Annotated in this window: 15 protein-coding genes; 6 read left to right on the top strand and 9 right to left on the bottom strand. The window is 58.4% G+C overall.

Translation table 11 applies throughout. The annotated features are described in order from the left end of the window. Positions 1 to 196: 196 nt before the first annotated feature. The 4 genes from FFS30_RS23385 to FFS30_RS23370 form a co-directional block, all read right to left on the bottom strand. Complete coding sequence (locus FFS30_RS23385) at positions 197 to 511, bottom strand: GIY-YIG nuclease family protein (protein ID WP_137915626.1); 315 nt, start codon at positions 509 to 511, stop codon at positions 197 to 199. Between the two features lie 501 nt (positions 512 to 1012). After that, a complete protein-coding gene (locus FFS30_RS23380; RefSeq protein ID WP_171014831.1) occupies positions 1013 to 1618 on the bottom strand; it encodes a TetR/AcrR family transcriptional regulator in 606 nt (201 codons plus the stop codon). Further along, a complete protein-coding gene (locus FFS30_RS23375) occupies positions 1618 to 2112 on the bottom strand; it encodes a hypothetical protein (protein ID WP_137915625.1) in 495 nt (164 codons plus the stop codon). Before FFS30_RS23375 ends, FFS30_RS23380 begins: the two co-directional genes overlap by 1 nt. A gap of 94 nt (positions 2113 to 2206) precedes the next feature. Beyond that, on the bottom strand, positions 2207 to 3106 hold the full coding sequence (locus tag FFS30_RS23370; protein ID WP_137915624.1) for a LysR substrate-binding domain-containing protein: 900 nt from the start codon (positions 3104 to 3106) through the stop codon (positions 2207 to 2209). 118 nt (positions 3107 to 3224) lie between these two features. Between FFS30_RS23370 and FFS30_RS23365 the strand changes: the two genes are divergently transcribed. After that, positions 3225 to 4103 (top strand): NmrA/HSCARG family protein, encoded by an 879-nt coding sequence (locus FFS30_RS23365; protein WP_137915623.1) that lies wholly within the window; start codon positions 3225 to 3227, stop codon positions 4101 to 4103. A gap of 342 nt (positions 4104 to 4445) precedes the next feature. On the opposite strand, the gene FFS30_RS23360 is transcribed toward FFS30_RS23365, so the two are convergent. Continuing rightward, positions 4446 to 4925 carry a hypothetical protein gene (locus FFS30_RS23360; RefSeq protein WP_137915622.1) on the bottom strand — a complete coding sequence of 160 codons (480 nt, stop codon included), beginning with the start codon at positions 4923 to 4925 and terminating at the stop codon, positions 4446 to 4448. Positions 4926 to 5548: 623 nt separating this feature from the next. Between FFS30_RS23360 and FFS30_RS24130 the strand changes: the two genes are divergently transcribed. Further along, positions 5549 to 5716: a hypothetical protein gene (locus tag FFS30_RS24130; RefSeq protein WP_212742566.1), complete on the top strand. Its 168-nt coding sequence runs from the start codon at positions 5549 to 5551 to the stop codon at positions 5714 to 5716. 557 nt (positions 5717 to 6273) lie between these two features. Here the strand turns inward: FFS30_RS24130 and FFS30_RS23355 are convergent. Continuing rightward, positions 6274 to 7365, bottom strand: a complete 1092-nt coding sequence (locus FFS30_RS23355; protein ID WP_137915621.1) for a hypothetical protein — start codon at positions 7363 to 7365, stop codon at positions 6274 to 6276. Positions 7366 to 7722: 357 nt separating this feature from the next. Here FFS30_RS23355 and FFS30_RS23350 point away from each other — a divergent pair, with 357 nt between their 5' ends. Beyond that, positions 7723 to 8199 (top strand): protein kinase, encoded by a 477-nt coding sequence (locus FFS30_RS23350; RefSeq protein ID WP_137915620.1) that lies wholly within the window; start codon positions 7723 to 7725, stop codon positions 8197 to 8199. Here the strand turns inward: FFS30_RS23350 and FFS30_RS23345 are convergent. Continuing rightward, a complete protein-coding gene (locus FFS30_RS23345) occupies positions 8189 to 9589 on the bottom strand; it encodes a hypothetical protein (protein WP_137915619.1) in 1401 nt (466 codons plus the stop codon). The genes FFS30_RS23350 and FFS30_RS23345 overlap by 11 nt on opposite strands. 111 nt (positions 9590 to 9700) lie before the next feature. On the opposite strand from FFS30_RS23345, the gene FFS30_RS23340 reads away from it, so the two are divergent. Continuing rightward, positions 9701 to 10174 (top strand): MarR family winged helix-turn-helix transcriptional regulator, encoded by a 474-nt coding sequence (locus tag FFS30_RS23340; RefSeq protein ID WP_137915618.1) that lies wholly within the window; start codon positions 9701 to 9703, stop codon positions 10172 to 10174. Positions 10175 to 10515: 341 nt separating this feature from the next. Here the strand turns inward: FFS30_RS23340 and FFS30_RS23335 are convergent, their stop codons facing one another. Beyond that, a complete protein-coding gene (locus FFS30_RS23335) occupies positions 10516 to 15753 on the bottom strand; it encodes a glucoamylase family protein (RefSeq protein WP_137915617.1) in 5238 nt (1745 codons plus the stop codon). A gap of 206 nt (positions 15754 to 15959) precedes the next feature. Between FFS30_RS23335 and FFS30_RS23330 the strand changes: the two genes are divergently transcribed. Both FFS30_RS23330 and FFS30_RS23325 read left to right on the top strand, forming a co-directional pair. After that, on the top strand, positions 15960 to 17714 hold the full coding sequence (locus FFS30_RS23330; RefSeq protein WP_137915616.1) for a hypothetical protein: 1755 nt from the start codon (positions 15960 to 15962) through the stop codon (positions 17712 to 17714). Continuing rightward, complete coding sequence (locus FFS30_RS23325) at positions 17707 to 18171, top strand: toxin-activating lysine-acyltransferase (RefSeq protein WP_137915615.1); 465 nt, start codon at positions 17707 to 17709, stop codon at positions 18169 to 18171. Before FFS30_RS23330 ends, FFS30_RS23325 begins: the two co-directional genes overlap by 8 nt. A 13-nt stretch (positions 18172 to 18184) precedes the next feature. Here the strand turns inward: FFS30_RS23325 and FFS30_RS23320 are convergent, their stop codons facing one another. Next, positions 18185 to 18874 carry a DsbA family protein gene (locus FFS30_RS23320; protein WP_171014830.1) on the bottom strand — a complete coding sequence of 230 codons (690 nt, stop codon included), beginning with the start codon at positions 18872 to 18874 and terminating at the stop codon, positions 18185 to 18187. Positions 18875 to 18892 lie beyond the last annotated feature (18 nt).

Below are 18892 nucleotides of genomic sequence, written 5' to 3'. Positions count from 1 at the left end.
TTTTAGTCCTCCGAAGCAATTCCGTCAGATCTTGCGAACGAAGCGTGTCATTTCCGGCGCTAGCACCCAGAACTGACGTATTTCCTTCGAGCTATTTTCCTCTGTACCCGAACTGACAGACTTACTTCGCGAGGAGTTTTCTGAAGCAATTCCGTCAGGTCCGGGAAACCAAAATGCATCTGTTCTGACAGCTTCGTCAGAGGTCCCGCAAACCAGTCCAATCCTTCACGAGTGCGATTTTCTGCTGCCTTCGTAGTCGTTTGACTTGGGCTTCAGCGCGCATCGCCTCCCGCTTATCGGCAAATTCCTTGACGGCCAATAGTCGTTCCGGCGGATTGATCCGAGTGAATGCCGCGCCCTTGCCGGCGCGGTGATCCGCGACGCGTCGTTCGTAGTCGGGAGATACGCCGGTGTAAATTTGACCGTTGCGACACTCCAATAGGTAGACAAACCAAGGACGATTGTCCGCTGCGAGCTTTCGCGATTCCAACCCGCCCAAATGCTTGCTCATATCCGAATGTGATCTCTTGGGGGGACGGTCCAAGCAGGCATGGACCGCCTATGCGGGCGCTGCAAGGGCACGATGCTACTCACGCTATTCCTTGGTTTCTAACAAACTGGATCGAACCGATTGTTTAGCCACCGGAGCCGCCTTTCTTCTGATTTGCCGTAGTTGAACCCCGGTCCCGCGGGTAGCTAGGCCTCAATTTTGCCGCTCGTCGGGGCTTTTTGCTCCCAGTCACGAGGGTGACGGAATCTGAGACGACTTCGATGCTAGTGCCGCTTTGAGCTCCTTCTCAAGTGTAGCGAGGTGCTGCCGGGTCTTCTTTCTTTGCGCCTCGAGTTGCTCCAACAACCGGGCTCCCTACTGTTGTCCTTGGGCAAGAGATGGGCGCGCGCCCTTACCTACCCGCAATAAGAATAGCTAATCGCCCTGCCCCCGCTTGCCCAGTGTCTGCAAACGGCCAAGAGCGGATGACCCTGTCCAGCCAGCAGATTTGCTTCGCCGTCGCTACGTCGTTCTCAAACGAGTAGTAGATTGCTTCGCAATTTCCCAGAACAGCAATGCATCGCCAGCTGCTCGGGCAGCCAGCATGGCACCGTGTACTGACGCCATGAGCAAAGCGGCCTCAGCTGCCGGGGTATCCGCCAGTTGCATTCTGCCCTTTGATTTCCCCTCCTCCATGGTTGCAGCAATCCATGAGTGGAGGTCTTTGAAGTGCCCTTTAACCTCATCCGCGACTTCAGTGGGGATAGCCGGCAGCTCTGCCGCCAACAGAGCACAAATGCAAATTGGAGGATTGGATCCCTCAATACACTCAGCCCAAAAACGGCAGTAAGCAACAAGACGCTCCAAGGGATCGTCGATTAGATCATCAAGCGAGCGCAGGCCACGCCGCACAGCATCTCGATGGAGAGCAACCGTTGCCGTCACCAAATCGACCTTGCTGGGGAAGTGATGGTGAATACTGGCTTTTCTTACACCCACCAACTTGGCAATGTCGGCGTAACTGAAGTTGTTGTATCCACCCGATGCCAGCAGCTCATTCGTCCGCTGAATGATCTCCTGGGCCTTCGGGGAATACTGCAATTGCGAATCTGGTTTGGATGGAGTCATCAAGTGGCAACCTTGCTTTGAACGTCTCTTTGCTTGTAAAGCGCACGCATCTGTAAAGGAATGCCAATTATCAGAATCAAAAATAGCCCGCCCTGCGCACCCAGCAAAAGCGGGTCCTTCATATCGGTCACGAGCGGATTGCCGACGGGCAATCTCCGCAAACTTTCGCTTACGGCGGGAACCATCAGCAGGAACACGCTGATGCTGAGTGAAATCGTCTGAATGTACTTCCCGGATCCCTTCACGACGGGCCATCTGGAGATGCCATAGCCCAGAAGAAGGGCCACAAGAGTAATGGTCGCAATGATTGGGCTTATCGGCTGATGCGCAATCGGATAGACCGTGAGCACGCCCAACAACATAAACCAGAAGTAGGCACGCCCCGCCCCCGTTTCAGGAACGATTCGTCCATGCTTGGTAAGCATGTAGGCCGCTAGAGGGATGGCGGGGAGACTTCCCAACGTGTGAAGCCAGCCAATAGGAGAAATACCCATGAGATCGTTCCGGTAGAAGGGAAATTGATCCTACCTTTCAGTAGGTAGATAGTCAAATCTGGATGTCCGCTACGAGACGGAAGCGAGCGCTGTGTCACAGAGGTCGTACAAACGTGCGTCCAGGGAAGGCTTGCTCGATCACGTCAAGGAATGCGCGAACCTTTGCGCCAACCAAACGGCGCGAGTTCCTGAGAGCCCAAATTTCGACCGGCGCATTCGTATCGGTTCCCCACTGCGCAAGTCGACCGCTTCTGACATCGTCTTCAACCAGCAGCTTCGGTAGCAGCGCAGCTCCGGCCCCCGCCAGCACGGCGTCGCGAATCATCATCAACGACGAAAGGCGCAAAGCGGCTGCGGGCTTGATAAGCCTCTTATCTCCGTTGCATGTAAGAAATTGCCAGACAACATCGATTGCGGTTCGCGATGCAAGAACGGCTTGGACGGAAGGTATGTCTTCGAGATGGGCAGATGGCCCCGGCATGACCATGTGCGGAGGCGCAACCACCCAACGTTGATCATCGAGGATGCGACGACCAACAAGCCGATCGTCCTGTGATGGATTGACACGTATGACGAGATCGAACCCATCCTCAACTGGATCCACCAGTCGATCGTCGGCAACCACTTCGAGCTGCACATCGGGATAGGCCAACGCAAAGCGCGCACTCACTCGACCCAATGCGACATGCGCGAGCACGAGCGGTGCACTCACTCGAAGCCTTCCACGCGGGGTCGATGCGCCAAGCGTCACCGCTTCCTCGGCCTCCGCAATCTCCGAGAGGGGCCCATGCGTTCGTTCGTGCAACGCTCGGCCTTCGTCCGTCAGGCGCAAACTTTGCGTGCCACGTTCGATCAACCGCACTCCCAAGCCTTGCTCCAATTCCGACACGCGCCGCGAAAGCGTGGCTTTCGATCGACCCGACGCGCGGCTGGCGCGCCCGAAACCACCGTGCGTGGCAACCAGCGCGAAATCCGTGAGGGCTTGCAGGTCCATGATGGACTGTTCCGATTATGAGACGAGGCGTCAAATTATTGGCACCTTCTCGCCAAAAGTAAAACCCCCTACTGTTTGTCCACGTCATCGTTGACGTCACAAAACAAGGAATTTCGCCATGAGCATTTTGGTTACCGGCAGTACGGGGACGATTGGTTCCCAGGTTCTGAATCAGCTGGCTGGTTCAGGGGTTGAGGTTCGCGGCCTCACCCGTTCTCCGAACAAAGCGCAATTTCCCGCCGGCGTCATCGCAGCTCCGGGAGATCTTGCCGATGTCGATTCCGTTCGCGCGGCACTCAAAGACGTCAGTACCCTTTTTCTGCTCGTACCGAACGTCGCCGACGAACTGACTCAGGCCATGCAGGCGCTGACGGTCGCTCGTGAAAGCGGCGTGAAAGGTATCGTCTACCTCTCTGTCTACAAAGGCGACGTCTATGCCGACGTGCCACACTTTGCCAGCAAAAATACCGTGGAGCGCATGATCGAGGCTCTCGACCTGCCGGCCACTGCGCTGCGTCCTGCCTACTTCATCCAGAATGACTTGCGCCAGAAGGATCCGTTGCTGAGCGTTGGCGTCTACGGTATGCCCGTCGGCGGCAAGGGCATCTCCATGGTGGACATTCGCGATATCGCCGAGGCGGCCGCATTGGAATTATTGCGTCGAGAACGCGCAGCGAAATCGCTTCCTCGCGAAACGTATGCTTTGGTGGGACCCGATGTACTGACGGGTGACGATGTCGCTGGTATCTGGAGCGACGCACTCGGCCGACAAATTCGTTACGGCGGCAATGACACTACTGCTCTTGAGAAACGCATGAAGACCATGGTGCCGGCGTGGCATGCCTTGGATCTCCGCTTGATGCTCGATCGCTATCAAGCCGACGGTGCTAGTGCAACAGCCGATGACGTCGGACGACTCACCCGCCTTCTCGGTCATGCACCGCGTTCCTATCGCAACTTCGCAAGAGATGCGGCAGCGCAATGGATTAAGCACTGACTATCAGTTACGCATGGCTTTGTGTCGGATAATGTTGCAAACCCGGGCAAGAACAGGGTTCCTGGACGGAAACCATTCCGGCCTGTTCTTCTACTGGCCCCCCCAGTCGGGGGGCAGACATTATGTGCGGGCATAGTCCGCTTTCTGCCAATTCCGGGCGGCTGATTCCGGCCACTTTGAGACAGTCGGACCTGTCAATTGTGCGCCGCGAAGCGGCCGTTATGTTCAGATGACCCGACAGCTCTCGGCGGCGAGCGCCATAACGCCTGAGCTAAGCGGCTGCTGCCGCGGACGTTACGATCTTAGCGCAGGCCGACATCGGCAGTCCGCTTGAGCGAATAGTTAGGCCGCGCGCTCAAACAGTTTGGTAAGCGGGTGTTGTGCACCTGCATAGAGGATGAGACGGGAGTGAACCTCATTGAGGTCGAGGCCAAGCACACAAGCATAGACCTCACGCTTTGAGTCGGAGCCAGCAACGAAACCAGGAATGCCGTGCATGGAAAAAGGAGAAACCTTGCTGACTTTCGACCAAGGAATTTCTGTCCTGCGTCCCCAGAAGCTCCTGCCTCTCAGACCCTCACGAGACATTGACCAGGCTGATGCGCGAAAAACGCCATAGAGCAGGAGTGCGAGAGCAGCAGTTACTAGTAGCAAGGCAGCCACAAGAATTGCAACAGTGTATGCGTTCGGGAGCGAGCCGCCCTTAATGAGATCAACAACGAATACACTGGCGAGCAAAAATGTAAAGAGAAAGGTAAGCGTCTTAGCCGAGAATTTCAGCCAAACAGTGTACGACGGATAGATTTTTGAAAGTGTTGTCACGAGATGATGCTGGTTTACGGCCTAACGCTTGAGCTAAGCGGCCGCTGCCGCCGGGAGTGTCAGGATACCGCAGCCTGTCGCGGCGGTCCGCTTGACCGCATAGTTAGGTGTGCCTGACCTAAGCGGACCAACAGTAGAGCGGTGCGCCAAAGACACCGGGGGCGTTGAGGTCGCTTGTTGATGTGCCCCAGAAACACATGAACTCATCTCGCTTGGCCTCGTAGACTAGCCACTTGCCGTGGCTCGTCATGGTGACCCGCTTGAGCGTACGGGCTGTCCTACACAGTTCTACCACAGACCTATCCTGAAACAGCTTGGACTTTCGCCCGCAAGGCTCGTCCGCCTGGACAGCTACCCTTCTACAACTGCAGTCATAGCTTCCAATCGATCTCTCGTCTGCGCGCTAACTCTGTCGCAAACTTTCTTTTGTACGCATACGTTGCCGCAATCTTATGGCTTTGGCGAATGAATTCCATAGGATTATTCGAAAATTCAAAGAGTTGAATTCAACGACAGGGTCATAGGTTACCGACACGAGTACTTGCAACTATTTACTACGACGCCAGTCTAGAAAACCCTGCCGTGGCTGTGTAAGCAACGTTTACGCAAACATAGGGGTCTCCATGCGCTACACCGAACTACCTTGGCCGTTCGACGAGTGGACCGTCGACGATGACGGCGTCATCCACACCGCAAACGGCTACAAAGTCCGGCCGGCCCAGTCTTCGACTGGCGAGACACCATCATCGAGATACAGCACGCCCTGGATACAGGTGGGCCGCTATCCTTAAACAGGTCCGTACGCAGCTCTAACTGCTACGCATCGAACACAGCCTGGGACTTCTGCTGGCGCATCTGCTCCCAGAAGCTAGGCCACCCTCACCAATACTCGATTCACCCTGCCAAGTCATAACACCCCCTAGAGCGTTCGGCGAGGGGAATGTACCGCAGTGCGTGCACGGGTGCACAACGTAGTGGCCGGTCCAGCTAGGCCGACGAGTCGATCTAGGGGTGATCTTGTTTTGGGTGCATTTTGTAGCGGGCAACCCGAAAAAGGTAACGGAATCAAAGATGCAAAGTTGATCGATCGGAGCCCCGTGCTTGTTTGATGTGTATTTTGTAGCGGTTAAACGCAGAGCCAGCATAAGCGCGGAGACATTCACGGGCTCCTTTGATCCGACGCCCCGCATCACGGTGCGGCTCCCGAGCAATCTTGACTCGCCGCGAACGCCTTTACGGCGCACCGAACGGGGGGCTGAGGGCTTCAACCAAGTACGCCCTGCGGGCATAAAAAAAGCCCGGCGCATTTCCGCTCCGGGCCTCGGGCTCCAAGCTCAAGCCGGAATTCCTATTGGCAGAGGTTGCTGTTACCTACTCCAGCGAGCAGAACAAGGTTTTGATTCTGCTGGCCGTCGGTACCGTTCAAGGTTGCTGTTGCGGTCGAGCAACTGTTGAATTTCAAGGTCAACGTTCCCCACGTGGTCGGATTGCGCGCCGGGTGGCTGAAGCTGCCGCCGTTGCCCTGCGCCATGGGCAGCGTTATGGTCGTTCCGGGTGTGATCGTCTTCGGGCCGGTATCCGAGATCAGCCAGAGACGCCCGCCGTTCGTATCCCAGCCGTAGTAGGTGACCAGAAGGCCGGCTCCCGAGGCGAGGATGCTGAAGCCCGAACCAGAATAGGTCGGGTCATACCAGAGGCCACTGATCGCTGCAGGATTGAGTCCGTCGGTCACCTGGAATGGAATGTCGATCGGCGGGTTCGGGGTAGTTTCTTCGATGCTTACAAAACGCAATGTATACGCGCCCGTCGCGAAAATTCCGAGTGGCACGGTCACCTCCCGGGGCGGCGGAGGAGTACCCCAACAGGTCTTCTCGTAGGTCGTGCTTACGTTCACGACAGACCCTTCGACCTTCACAGTCGCTCCCTCTGAAGAAGAGAGAGTGCAACCCTTCGCAAGGAAGACAAGGTTGACTACCTGACCCGTCACTGCCGGGTTGGGCTGTACGCGCAAGTCCGAGAATAAATTGTTGACGAGCTTGGCGGTGTACGAACCGGAGTCGCTTGGCGCGCCGCCACCGTAGGAGACGATCCAGTTCCCCGAGATCGTGTCGCTGGGCAGGTTAGGGCTGGATTCTCCGCCGTTTACGCCGAGAACGTAGCCACTGTCCGCACTGCCCCGGCAATTGAAAATGAAAGGCTCCGTGTTCTGCACGCCACCCGTGCTCCCAACGAAGGTCTTTTGCTGGGATGTACTTGAGAGTTCACAAGTTACGGAGCCGTTGCTGTTCACCTTGATCGTAGCCGTGCCCTGATCGCTGCCGATGTAGTTGCCGACGTAGGTGCCGACCTGGCGCGCCGCGTGTGAGGCGTTCGCAAACAGGATGCAGGTCAGGCAAAGCCACACGGAAAAGGAAACGGATTTGCACGGACTAGCTGACATTGAGGACTCCGAATTTGGGAATACCGTTACTTTGAACGATATGTCGATGCTAGGCGTCCCATCGGCACGAAGCCACCAGGATTCGGGAATGAATCGGTAACGAATAGGTAACGGCTAACCTGCCGGACGATCTTCGTTGACAGAGCGTTATCTTTCAACGCCTGCTTTATGAAGGGAACTGTACGTGAGTCTGCTCTTTGCCTGCTAGATGCACTTCGACATTCAGTGCTCAATCCCTTCATATCTGGGATTGCGGACCGCGTTGCGGGCCATAGCTATTGAAGTGGATGGCCACAATCTGCTGCAATCGATCCTGTCAGTCAAAATGCCCACGTCAACTTTGCGTTGAAGTTTGAAATGGAAGAAGACGATCTGATCAGGTTGTTCGAGCAGGCCCTAAACTTGCCTTTGGACGAGCGGGAAAAGTTCGTCGTGCATGCCTGTGGCAGCGACGAAATAAGCGCAGCCAGATTGTTGGAGATGCTTAGACTCGATTCGGTCAGGGATGGATTGCTGGATCTTTCCATCGAAAAAATTGCGGTGCAAGCCGGATTGTATTCACATCTGGCTGAAGATACAGATCAAACAGGGTGGCGAATCGGAAACTACCGCCTCGTCGAATGCCTCGGACGCGGCGGTATGGGTGTGGTCTACCGCGCTGAGCGCGACGACGGCGCGTTTTCTCAAGAAGTTGCGCTGAAGCTAATTCGGAGCAGCAAACTCCGAGCGGATGCCAGGGCCCGCTTCTTGCGCGAGCGCGCGATCCTCGCGCAGATGAAACATCCGAATATCGCACACCTTTGGACGAATCAATGCCTTGCTCTCAGTCGATGAAGATCGGCATCTCGGAAACCAGCACGCTGAGAGTACCGCCCTTCTTGGTGAAATCCGCTTTACCTCCTACCGCAGTAGTGCCCTGCTTCGCTTTTTCCTTCCAAGGCAAGTCGACCTGGAGCACTTCTGCACTGCCGCCGACGTCTACAGGCCGTCGCCAGACCACGAGCAGCGGCGAGCGCTGAGTACGCTCAACCCGAAACGCATAGACGTCAGGATGTGCTGAGACCGCGATGCGAGAAATACGCGTCTGACCAGCCAGCGCCATCGAAAAACGTAGAAAGCTGGTGGCCAGTGGGAGCTCTTTTGTCAATGCCTCGTTGGCATCGTGATCGAGCAACTTGAATGCTCCGTAGAGCATTGCATTCGCCGCGTTGGCCTCCGCGGAGTCGTGCCAGAGATCGAAGAAAGCCGTGCGCTGAATGCCACTCGACAGTGCGATTGTGTTGCGCACGACAATGTCTTCGGTCTGCAATGTCCTGAGCCTTTCCGCATTCGCCGTGTCGTGTGCATCCAAGAACATTCTAGTCTCGACAGGCAGCGTCGCCGCCTGCGCGCGCAACTGACTTACTGCGTCAGGTTTCGCTTCGGGGCCCAGCAGCATTCGCCACCAACGTCGGTTTGCCTTGAATTCGAAGAAACCGGGGCCGTGATATTCCGCGGCAATGATGGGTTTCTCGGCGCCTACCGCGCGCATCATGTCGCGTACGACTGCAATGCGCTCGGGAATCGTATACGGATTTCCGTACAGATGCAGATCGAACAGATCATACGAATCGCCGGCAATTGCAATCACCTTCTTCCAGAAGGCGAGATCCGCCTCCTGCCCCGGAAAAGGGTCGGTATTCGTCTGATCGAAAAGGCCATCGCAGCCACCGAGAATCACTGTCGCCGACGGATCGGCCTCCTTGACGGCTCGATAGAACAGCCGTTGCTGCGCGGCAAATTCCTCGGCTGTTCCCGACCAGAAAAAAGGATTATTGGGCTCGTTGTCGTTTTGGAAATAGCGCACCTTCCCTTTTGCATGTTGAACCACGTTACGAACAAAGGCCGTGTATTTCGCTGCATCCAAGGCCGGAGACGACGGGAAGACCCACGTCTTTGTACGCGTCGCCCACGAAGATGCCGAAGCGAGTGTCAGAATGGCTTCTTCGGGTGACGATATTTGCGAGATATACGCGTCGAGATCGACCCATCGGGCGACGCCTTCTTTCGGCTCGAGCTGACTCCAGTACAAGGTCACGCGGGAGAACGATGCACCAAGCTTGCGTGCTTGGGGCATGAACGGCAGCGCTTTCGCTTTGCCGAAACCGTACGTTGCACCCCAGGTAACTCCGAGTGGCGACGATTGGAGGGAGGTTTCTGCCAGCAGGACGGTGGAGGCGATCATCAGCACAACTCCCAATAGCGTGCGCAACATAGCATTGCCCCATAGGTGATTTAATAGATAGTCTATATATAGACTATATTATTTTCAACCTATTTCGCTTACGATGGGGTGATGCCAGCTACTCGTACCAAGCTTCCCGCCCGGACTCCGGCCGCCGCGCGAGATGATGCCAAGCCGATCGGTTTCCTCCTACAACGCGCGCACAATCTTCTTCGCACCCAACTGCAGGACGTAGTGGGAGGCTACGAGCTTCACCTGGGGCATATCGCGATCATGGGCGCATTAGCGAATGGCTCGCAGCGCACTCAGCGCGAATTGAGCGAATGGACTGGCATCGAGAAATCCTCGATGGTCATTTTTCTCGACAATCTCGAAAAGCAGGGCTGGATTCGACGCGAACGACACCCAACAGATCGGCGAGCCCACGCGGTGGGCTTGACAGCTGTCGGGGCGGAGCGCCTGGCAAGCATCGGTCCCAGACTCACCGGTGTTGAAGAACAATTCCTCTCGGTTCTCGCTCCAAAGCAGCGCAAAGAACTTGCCAATCTACTGAAGATCCTGATTGCCGCCCAATCTGGGTCTTGAACAAGGTATCATCAAAACTGCACGATTCGGAAATGCACCAAAGCCGCAAAGGCGAGCCGTGATACTTCGACATTCTGGGCGTACGGACGCTCGATACAGTGCATCTTTCGAAAAATTCTGCCCTTCCCTACTGTCGATAAAGTTCGCTAATCGCATCTCAGCTATTGTCAATGTCGGCCGGAAACAAACGTCTTATGATGTCTCTTAGCAGACAACATCTGAAACGCGATTCTTGACGGTACCGATCGCAACAAGCCGAAGTATGGGTAGCGCGCCTGATTCGACTTTTCTGCAATGGCTAGCTATCCGCAATCACCGATCTGAAGAAAGATTGGCTGTCTTCAGCAGTCAACGCCTTCAAGTTGTTCGATGTCTTGGGACATGTCGCGTCGGGCCATCAGGCGCAAGGTACCTGCTGTCGCCACAAGCTCCGCAGCTGCAATAAGTTCCAGCGCGTTCCGCACATTGGACGACGAGTCGCTACTCCCGACTACGAATACCCCGCCGGGCTTTTCATGAAGCCACCGTCCAAACGACGAAGCGGCGATGGCGCGATGCATCTCGACAACCGCCGTCGGTTGTTCGCCAACCCCCTCTTGAACCAGCAATACCAAAGTGAAAATCTGCCCCTTGCAATAGCTGTAGCCGTGCAAAGCCAGGGCTTGCGCCAAAAATAGCTGCCCGCTTCGATCAGGTATCCGAGCCAGCACGACGAGATTGCTCGATCGCTCGGGCCCTGACCCGATCAATTTCGCGTGCAATTCCTCGCAACCGAAGTCGGACACCGATGGGAGCCGCAAAGAATGCAGTGTCGCGAGTTCCCCGAGAATCCCACCTTCCGTGAGCCGCAGGCCACAATATTGCCGGATCAGTGCATCCTGTCGGCGCCCGACAGCAGACAGAGAGTCGACGTCGGCATCGTCTTCGATTGCGGACTGCGCGGCATCGTCTGCGGAGACGGACAGCAATTCGGTTTCAACGTGTTCGGTCACAGCATCCCTGGATACGACCGGGCTGCGTTTTGGCATACGCTCCTTGAGCAAAATCGCTGCCGCCTTGAGTTCAGGATCGCTGCAGAATCTGCGTTGCATGCGATCACCGAGCACCGTAGATGCAAACGCCAGCAGGCTCATGCCCTGATGATGTGCCATGAATTCGCGCACGATGGAGCCTGTGGGGCCGGGACTTGACCGCGATCCGTAGTCGACGGCCTCGTAGAATCCCCAAGAGGTCAGTACGCCTTCGTTGGCGAGACGGCGCAGGTTGGCCGCCGCGGCTGGCGGATCGACCTGCAGTGCGAGCGCGCTCGCATATGGCGCAATGACGAAATTGCCCGACAGGCCCGGCTGCAAACCGAGAGAAGGAATGCCGAAAGCCCGGTAGCAATAACTGCCGTCGTATTCGAGATCCGCATACCCGGATTCAGATATGCCCCATGCCAGGCCCTTTTTCGACATGTAGGCGATCTGCCGGTCCACCGCGCCGCGCACGGCGATATCGATCAGCGTGCCGGGAAAGTTCGGCATGACGAGGTTCGGCATCAGGTATTCGAACATCGATCCGCTCCAGGACAGCAGAGCCGTAGTGCCGTTCTCGCAGGTCTGCAGCCTCCCCAGGCAAAACCATGCATTCGGCGGAATGTTCTTGCGCGCTATTGCGAGATACGCCGTCAATCGAGCTTCGGAGGCCAGCATGTCGTAGTGCCCGGCATCGCACTTGCCTTTTCGCACATCCATGCCGATGTGCAGCAGTTCGCGTTCCTCGTCGTAAAACAGGCCGAAATCGCAATCGGCGAGCCGGTCGCAGATCGCGATCAACGAGGCCGCCTCCGCGATCAAGCTGCTCTCGCTGTCCGGCGGCTTTGGACCGAGGTTGCGCACGAGCATCGTGCAATGGCCGCGCAACTTGTCGGCCCAAGCCTGAGCGCCCTCGCCTGCATCGAGGGCCAGCGAATCGGCAATCCGATTGGCGGTTTCGGCCAAGGCGATCGCATCGGCATGCAACTGCCTGGCATTCGAATCGGCCAGCTCCGACATGCTGCGCAGACGCGTTTCGAATTCCTGCGCAAGCGTGGCGTCCAGGGTTGCGCATTCGCGGAAAATCGCGAACGCGTCGCTCACCCCGTGCACCAGCACCATCGGCGAACGGGCTGCCGCGCCAAGCTGCGACAGGGTTTGACGCAATACCAGTACGTGCCCGACGAAATTGCCACTGTCCACCACCGACACGTAGGGAGGCGACATCGGTTCCAGCGTCTGTGTGTCGTACCAGTTGTACAAATGGCCGTGATATCGCTGCAAACCATCGAGCGTCCGCAGCATGTTTCCAAGAAGATCCAACAGTGCGCGCGTATCGATATAACCCAAGTCGTGAGCGGCCACCGCAGAAAGCAAGCCGAGACCCATGTTCGTCGGCGACGTGCGGCCCGCTACGGCTCGAACGGGCAGCTCGCGCACATTGTCCGGCGGCAGCCAGCAGGAACGTTCGTCGACGTAGTCTTCGAAGAAGGACCATGTGCGCCGCGCCGCGCTGCGAACGAAAGCGATGTCGTCTCCGGCGAGTCGCGAAGCTGGAACCACTGCACGGCGCCTGCTCCAAACCTCTAGAAACGGCGCCATGGCCCACAAGCCAAACCAGGGAGTCGCAGCGATCAATACCGCCGGTTGCCATCTGCCGCAGGCTGCGACGACCACGGCGCAGAACGCCCAATTCACGCCGAGCAACGCAAGATCCGGCGATACCTCGCGTCGCTTCGGCTTCGCGGATCTGCGCTGCAGTACATCGAATGCCACCCATTCCAGCAAATTGCGATGCGTGAGGTGAACCCGACAGAATGTCTTGAAAATGGCGAGCGCTCCCTGCAGCGCCGCGTACGGCAGACAGGCCAACCGAAATATCGCGCGTCCCAGATGAATTCCCAGTGCCCCGCCGATCGGCTCGTGGATCACCGCCTTACCGGTATCGAGCAGGCGCTCGGCAGCCGTACGCCCGAACTGCCAAACCGCGGGAACCAGAAACGGCAAGAGCATCGCGATGGTCAACAGCGCGGCAGCGCTACCGGCAAACCAAGCCAGAATGAGCAGTGCGAGCGCCGCCGGTTCGAACAGGCTCCTGCGCAGGTTGTTCAACAGCTTCCATCGGGAGAGCAGCGACAGCCGGTTGAATTCGCAACGCCCATTGGCGACGGGCACCCATGGCCCAAGCCACGCGGCGATTTGCCAGTCCCCCCGAATCCAGCGCTGGCGCCGGTTGTTTTCCACGGCATACGTCGCCGGGTATTCCTCGAAGACGACCACGTCCGTCGCCACGGTCGCGCGTGCGAAGCAGCCTTCGATCAGGTCGTGACTCAAAATCCGGTTGTCGGGGAAACGATGTTCCAGAAGCCGGTCGAAAGCGGCTACGTCATAAATGCCCTTGCCGGTATAGGAGCCCTCGCCGAACAGGTCGTGGTACAAATCGGCGGACGAGCGCGTATATTGATCCAGACCGGTTTCGCCGCCGAACAGACGGGCGTAGCGCGTTGCCCCGCCCTCCGCTTCCAGATGGCCCACGCGCGGCTGGATGATCGTGTACCCGGCGACGACAGAAGTGCCTTCCTTATTCAGCGCCGGCCGATTCAGCGGGTGATCGATGGTTTCGATCATGCGGCGCGCGCCGTCCCACGGCAATTGCGTATCGCTGTCGAGCGTAATGACATAGCGGACCGCGCCGATGCGGCTCGGATCGCCGACGATCAGTGAAAACGCCTCGCTGTTCCCGCGCAAGAGCAGTGCATTCAGGGCGGCAAGTTTGCCGCGCTTGCGTTCATGCCCCATCCATCGGTTCTGCGTCGGATTCCATTCCCGGTCCCGATGGAACAGGTAGAAGATCTCTCCATCTTGCTGTGCACTCCCATACTCGGTGTTCAGATCCCGGATGCCGTCGGCCGCCGCCTTGAGCATCTCGGCATCCCCCGGCATCGAGCGCTCGTGCGCATCCGCATAGTCGCTCAGCAAGGCAAAGCGGATATTGCGCATTCGATTCGACAGAAACCGCGTGCGCAAGTCGTCGACCAGCAGGCGCACATGGCCGGGATCATTGAGCAGGCACGGAACGACCACCAGGGTGCTGGCGTGATCCGGTATCTCGTGCTGGTAGTCCATGCGCGGCATCGGTGTCGGCCGGCGCAAAATCGACGCGGCCGCTTCGACGAGATGGGTGCTCAACTGCGAAACGACCAGAACGAGCAACACAATGGTCAAGACGGCGTAGCCACGGCCGATCGGCACGACGCCGAGCCATGTAATCACCGGGCCTACGCATACTGCCAGCCCGATCAATTGCGCGAGAAGGTAGGCAATGGGCAGGATGCCCGTCCGGCGGAGTCGATAAATGGACGGAATGCGTCGCTTTCCGCTCAGCGCCGCAATGGTCTCGTCAACGCCTTCGTCGAGCAGGAAATATCCGATGTGCGATTCGCGCCGACCCGTGCCCTGCTCGCCCTCTGCCCGTGCCAGTGCCAGCGCTTTGTAGGCCACGTCGATTTCGGCCACGGTCAATTTCCTGGCGAGCCGCGCAACGGCTTGCCGATAGACATTGCGCGTGGCGAAATCCATCCGCTTGTAGTGACCCGCTGGGTCGAGCGCCAACACGTCCTCGACGGCGCTGACGGTGGCGACGATGGTTCGCCAGTCGGCCTGTTCGACGAAACGTAGGCTGTTGATGCAGCGGCTGGTGCTCGTTTCGTCTTCGACTTGCCGCATCGCGGTCGAGACGATCGCATCACGTATCTTCTCGGCGCCGCCGGCAATGGATCGCCACGGCTCTTCGATGGCGTTCCCGGCGTTCCGGGGCGCGGATGCCAATGCGGCGATGAACTCGTCGGAGTACGGCGGTGCTGTCTGCCCAACGGCCGGCGGATCATCCGACGACGCCACAAAGGCACTCGCACGAGCACTGTCGACAACACCTGCACTGGCGCGCACGGCAACCGCTGCGAGACGTTCCAACAACGCCAATGCGAACATGTCAGGAAGCGCCCACAATTCCGCGAAATCCAACGGACGGCAGGTTTGGTAGGATTTTAACGCCGCGACAATGGTCTGCTTGTCGAGCCCGCCATCGACCTCACGGACCAACTGCGACGCAAGATCCAGCGCCCGCTGTACAGGCATGCCGTCGTCGTCAAGCACGGCTGGCAGTTGCCCGGAACGGCGAACCGAAAACGATCTGCGCAATCGATCGAGTTGCGTTTCGATGACATAGGCGTTCTCGAGCAGCCAGCGGACGCTGGCATTGGGACGCGCGCCCTGAGCGAGCGCCTTCGACGCCTGAGCAATACTGCGCCGGAGCTGCTCGCCGCAGACCGAAAGACGAGAAAGTCGATTGTCCCGGCGTGACCGCAATAGCGCCGTGCGGCGGCTCGCGGCTAGATTTCTGCACAACGCTTCGATGCGGCCGTCGCCATGCTGCGCGTCCGGTGAGCGCTGTTGGTTTTTCGATCGCGTAAGGCCATCGATTGTGGGAGTGTCCGAAGCGCCGGGCGGCGTCTTCTCGGACGCCAGGTCGGATCGATCGGCGAAATCAGAACTTCGTGTCATGACATCCTGATGGGTGCGCGGGCGCAGGTCGGAATCCCAGACTGCTACCCGGTTTCAGCCTTCGAATCTTACCCTCATACGGGCCGCGCCCGAGTATCCGGACGCGCCGGCTTAGTGCTATTGACCACTCAAACCGTTCTCGTTATATCTCCAGCGAGCAGGCAACGCACACCGGATTTCCCCTCTTTCGCAGGAGTTCTTCGTTAGTGACTTCCACTCCGGCGAATTTGCCGCCCACCCTGCTGGTTCCGTTTTCCGCCGTACCTGTTCGCGAACCCTTCATCGCTGCGCGCAATCCCCGATTGGGATCGGACTGCGAACAAACCCTACTGCGTGAATACGCCTATTCGACGAAAGGCGATAAACCCGCGATAGCCGACCGCGCGCCGGGCTCCAAACTCTTTTATGCCGAGCGGTACGGCGGCAACATATTGCAGGGCGGTGGAGCACGGGTTGGTTTCGACGGCCGGTACCAGGTCAAAGGAATCGGCTGTAATCCGCTGCTGGCCTCGCACCGAACCGACTTCGCCTATTCGAACGGAGAGATCTTGCTCGCGGAAGCGATACGCGAAATGATCTGGGGTGAAGTGCTGCATGTCGCGTTGCCTTACGGTGCCGTCCGCAGTCCGATTGCGATCGGTACCGGCACGTTGTGCAGGTTGCCGCCGAATGATACGTCGCACGCAAAAATTCCGCGTGGCCTGCTGGTTCGCGAATTTGCGTTACGGCCGGCGCACTTCACGCGCGCTCTGTATTTCAGGCCACGCAAGGGCGTCGACATCCCGCTGGACAGCGTGCGCGTACGTGACGCAGTTCGACGCCTGACCGAATATCTGCCGCGGCCCGACGAATTTTCCACGGACGAATGGCACCGAGTGACCGACCTCGAGCGTCTGTACCACGGACTGGGAGAACTGGCGAAGCGTTTCGCGCGCCAGCACGCCGTCGCCAGAGCAAGGCGCTTCATGCACGGCGCGCATACCGAATCGAATATTTGCCTGGATGGCCGCTGGCTCGACTACGACTCCATATCGTGCCTGCCCTTCTACGAATGCTCGCCTCACTTCGACCCGCCGTTCTGGTTCGACCACGAACACCATATCCCGACGTTGAACAAACTCTGGTTCTACGTTCGCAAGTATTTTCCCGCCGGGATGCACGAGTTCGAGGCCGAGGGGGCTGTTTCGGAATTGTTCGTGCGCGACTTGAACCGGGAGATGAAGCAGTCGTTTCTGGAGACCACCGGCATCCCCATGTCGCTGTTCGACCGGTTGTCCGGCGATGATCGTGCCGCCGCTATCGCGTTGTCGGTCGCCATCATCCAACTGGCAAAAGCCGGAACCCTGAAGCCGGCGCATGCCGAATCCGGTGGCCCCCGCCGTTTCGGCACCTACGACGTCGGTCGGATTCTGTTCGAACTCGCGCTGCACGCGGACTCCGCAGACTGCGATGCCAGGATGGCAGACCACATCCGCGACGACGAGCAGCGAGCGCGCTTGATTCGGCTTTACCGGCACGTATGGGCCGCGGTCTGCGCGAAAGCATGCGAGCAGGGTTTGCCAATCGCGAGGCTGAGGAGACTGGCGGCACTCGGTGCCTTCAAGCGAGCGGCCCATGTGCCGGTGCTCACCAGCGGAAAAATGATGGAGAAGATCACCCTGGAAGTGCTGGCTGACGACAATCCCGTCGATATCCGCAGTCGTGCGGAGGCGCTCTTGGCCGAGACGCTCGCGGAGACGGAATTGCTCTACGGCGACTCAGGTGGGACGCTTGCGATGCATCGCGATACGCAATGTCGCGTGCTCTACGATCCACGACAGGACGACTGGATCGTCGAACGAGCCGGTATCGCAGAACGTTTCGCCTGGTCCGCCGCGTTCGCCGCGGAATGCGCGCCGCATCCGTTGTCGGGGTTGCGGGCACGTTGGGGAGAATCGATGGACGCGCTGGCGCATGTCTAGCATTCGCATTGCCAAGGCCTCCAGAAAATGGAGCTTCGACCGCCAACTGGGCGCGATCGTGTCGGTGATGGTGCGCAGGGGAGCCTACGCGCCTGACATGGCGGCCGAAATCAACAACCTGCGGCCTGCCATCCTGCACGAGCAGGTGTATTTCTTCTTCGACGCCTACAAGCGCGTCTGCGGTTATGCGGCATGGGCGATGCTGGCGCCCGACGTCGAGCAACGCATCCAATCGAACCAAACGCTTCTGCTGCACGAAAGCGAATGGAACGAGGGAGGGAATTTCTGGATCGTCGCGTTCGGCTCCGCCAGCCGCAGAACCGCGGATCTGATCCGGAATCTCAAGTCGGAGGTGCTGCCCCGCCATGGCGAACTGAGATTCCTGCGCCACCGGATGGATGGGCGCCGCGCAATCGTTCGGATCGTGCGGCAATCATCGGGGACGCCACCGCCTTGACGTATGGAGCCCCTCACTTCGCGCGTTTCAACGCCGCCTGCTGTTCGACAAGCATCAGAACGATGTCCACCATTTCGTCCGGCCCGATGCCGCGATCGTGATTCATCGGAACGCGATAGACGCCATCCACCACCAACGTCGGCGTACGATCGATACCCAGCGCACGTTGTCTGTCCAGTCCTTCCTTTAGCATCGCATCGACCTCGGCCGAACGCGCGACGCGCGAGAATTCCTCCGCCGTCGTGCCGTGCCGGGCATAGTAGGTGGCGATTCCGCTCACGCTCGTCCATGCCTGATCCGTCGTGTACAGCGCATCGAACAACGCCCCGTCCGGCGAGGTGTTGAGTTTCATCAGCCGGGTGGCATAGAAGGTCCGGGCCAGCGGCTCCCAATTGTCGAAGAATACGATCGGCAGGTACGCGATCTGCGCCTTTTGCGCGAGCAGGCGTTCCAGCCGATGCATGGCGGGCTGGAATTGATAACAGTATTTGCACGCGTAGGAGAACGCTTCGGTGACCCTGACGTCGGTGCCGTCAGCACGCGCGAACGCCACCGGCGGCTCGATGCGTTGATAGTCGTCGCCGGCTTGCCAATGTCGCGGCGAGGCCGCCGCCTTGGGCGGAGTCGACGCCGGCGGTTCGCCACGCGCGTATGCGGCGCAGGCTGTCAGGACAATCACGATCCAACCCAACGCGATCTTCATTGGCAATCCTTTCGTCTC

This window comes from Rudaea sp. 3F27F6 (genome assembly GCF_005503555.1).
GTDB lineage: Bacteria > Pseudomonadota > Gammaproteobacteria > Xanthomonadales > Rhodanobacteraceae > Rudaea.
Note: the sequence above shows the minus strand (reverse complement) of the source record. Positions and strands in the feature narration are given on the sequence as shown.

Bases quoted from the DNA above. Each gene is read 5' to 3' on its own strand.
- FFS30_RS23385 (WP_137915626.1), bottom strand. From the start codon at position 511: ATGAGCAAGCATTTGGGCGGGTTGGAATCGCGAAAGCTCGCAGCGGAC.
- FFS30_RS23380 (WP_171014831.1), bottom strand. From the start codon at position 1,618: ATGACTCCATCCAAACCAGATTCGCAATTGCAGTATTCCCCGAAGGCC.
- FFS30_RS23375 (WP_137915625.1), bottom strand. From the start codon at position 2,112: ATGGGTATTTCTCCTATTGGCTGGCTTCACACGTTGGGAAGTCTCCCC.
- FFS30_RS23370 (WP_137915624.1), bottom strand. From the start codon at position 3,106: ATGGACCTGCAAGCCCTCACGGATTTCGCGCTGGTTGCCACGCACGGT.
- FFS30_RS23365 (WP_137915623.1), top strand. From the start codon at position 3,225: ATGAGCATTTTGGTTACCGGCAGTACGGGGACGATTGGTTCCCAGGTT.
- FFS30_RS24130 (WP_212742566.1), top strand. From the start codon at position 5,549: ATGCGCTACACCGAACTACCTTGGCCGTTCGACGAGTGGACCGTCGAC.
- FFS30_RS23355 (WP_137915621.1), bottom strand. From the start codon at position 7,365: ATGTCAGCTAGTCCGTGCAAATCCGTTTCCTTTTCCGTGTGGCTTTGC.
- FFS30_RS23350 (WP_137915620.1), top strand. From the start codon at position 7,723: ATGGAAGAAGACGATCTGATCAGGTTGTTCGAGCAGGCCCTAAACTTG.
- FFS30_RS23345 (WP_137915619.1), bottom strand. From the start codon at position 9,589: ATGATCGCCTCCACCGTCCTGCTGGCAGAAACCTCCCTCCAATCGTCG.
- FFS30_RS23340 (WP_137915618.1), top strand. From the start codon at position 9,701: ATGCCAGCTACTCGTACCAAGCTTCCCGCCCGGACTCCGGCCGCCGCG.
- FFS30_RS23335 (WP_137915617.1), bottom strand. From the start codon at position 15,753: ATGACACGAAGTTCTGATTTCGCCGATCGATCCGACCTGGCGTCCGAG.
- FFS30_RS23325 (WP_137915615.1), top strand. From the start codon at position 17,707: ATGTCTAGCATTCGCATTGCCAAGGCCTCCAGAAAATGGAGCTTCGAC.
- FFS30_RS23320 (WP_171014830.1), bottom strand. From the start codon at position 18,874: ATGAAGATCGCGTTGGGTTGGATCGTGATTGTCCTGACAGCCTGCGCC.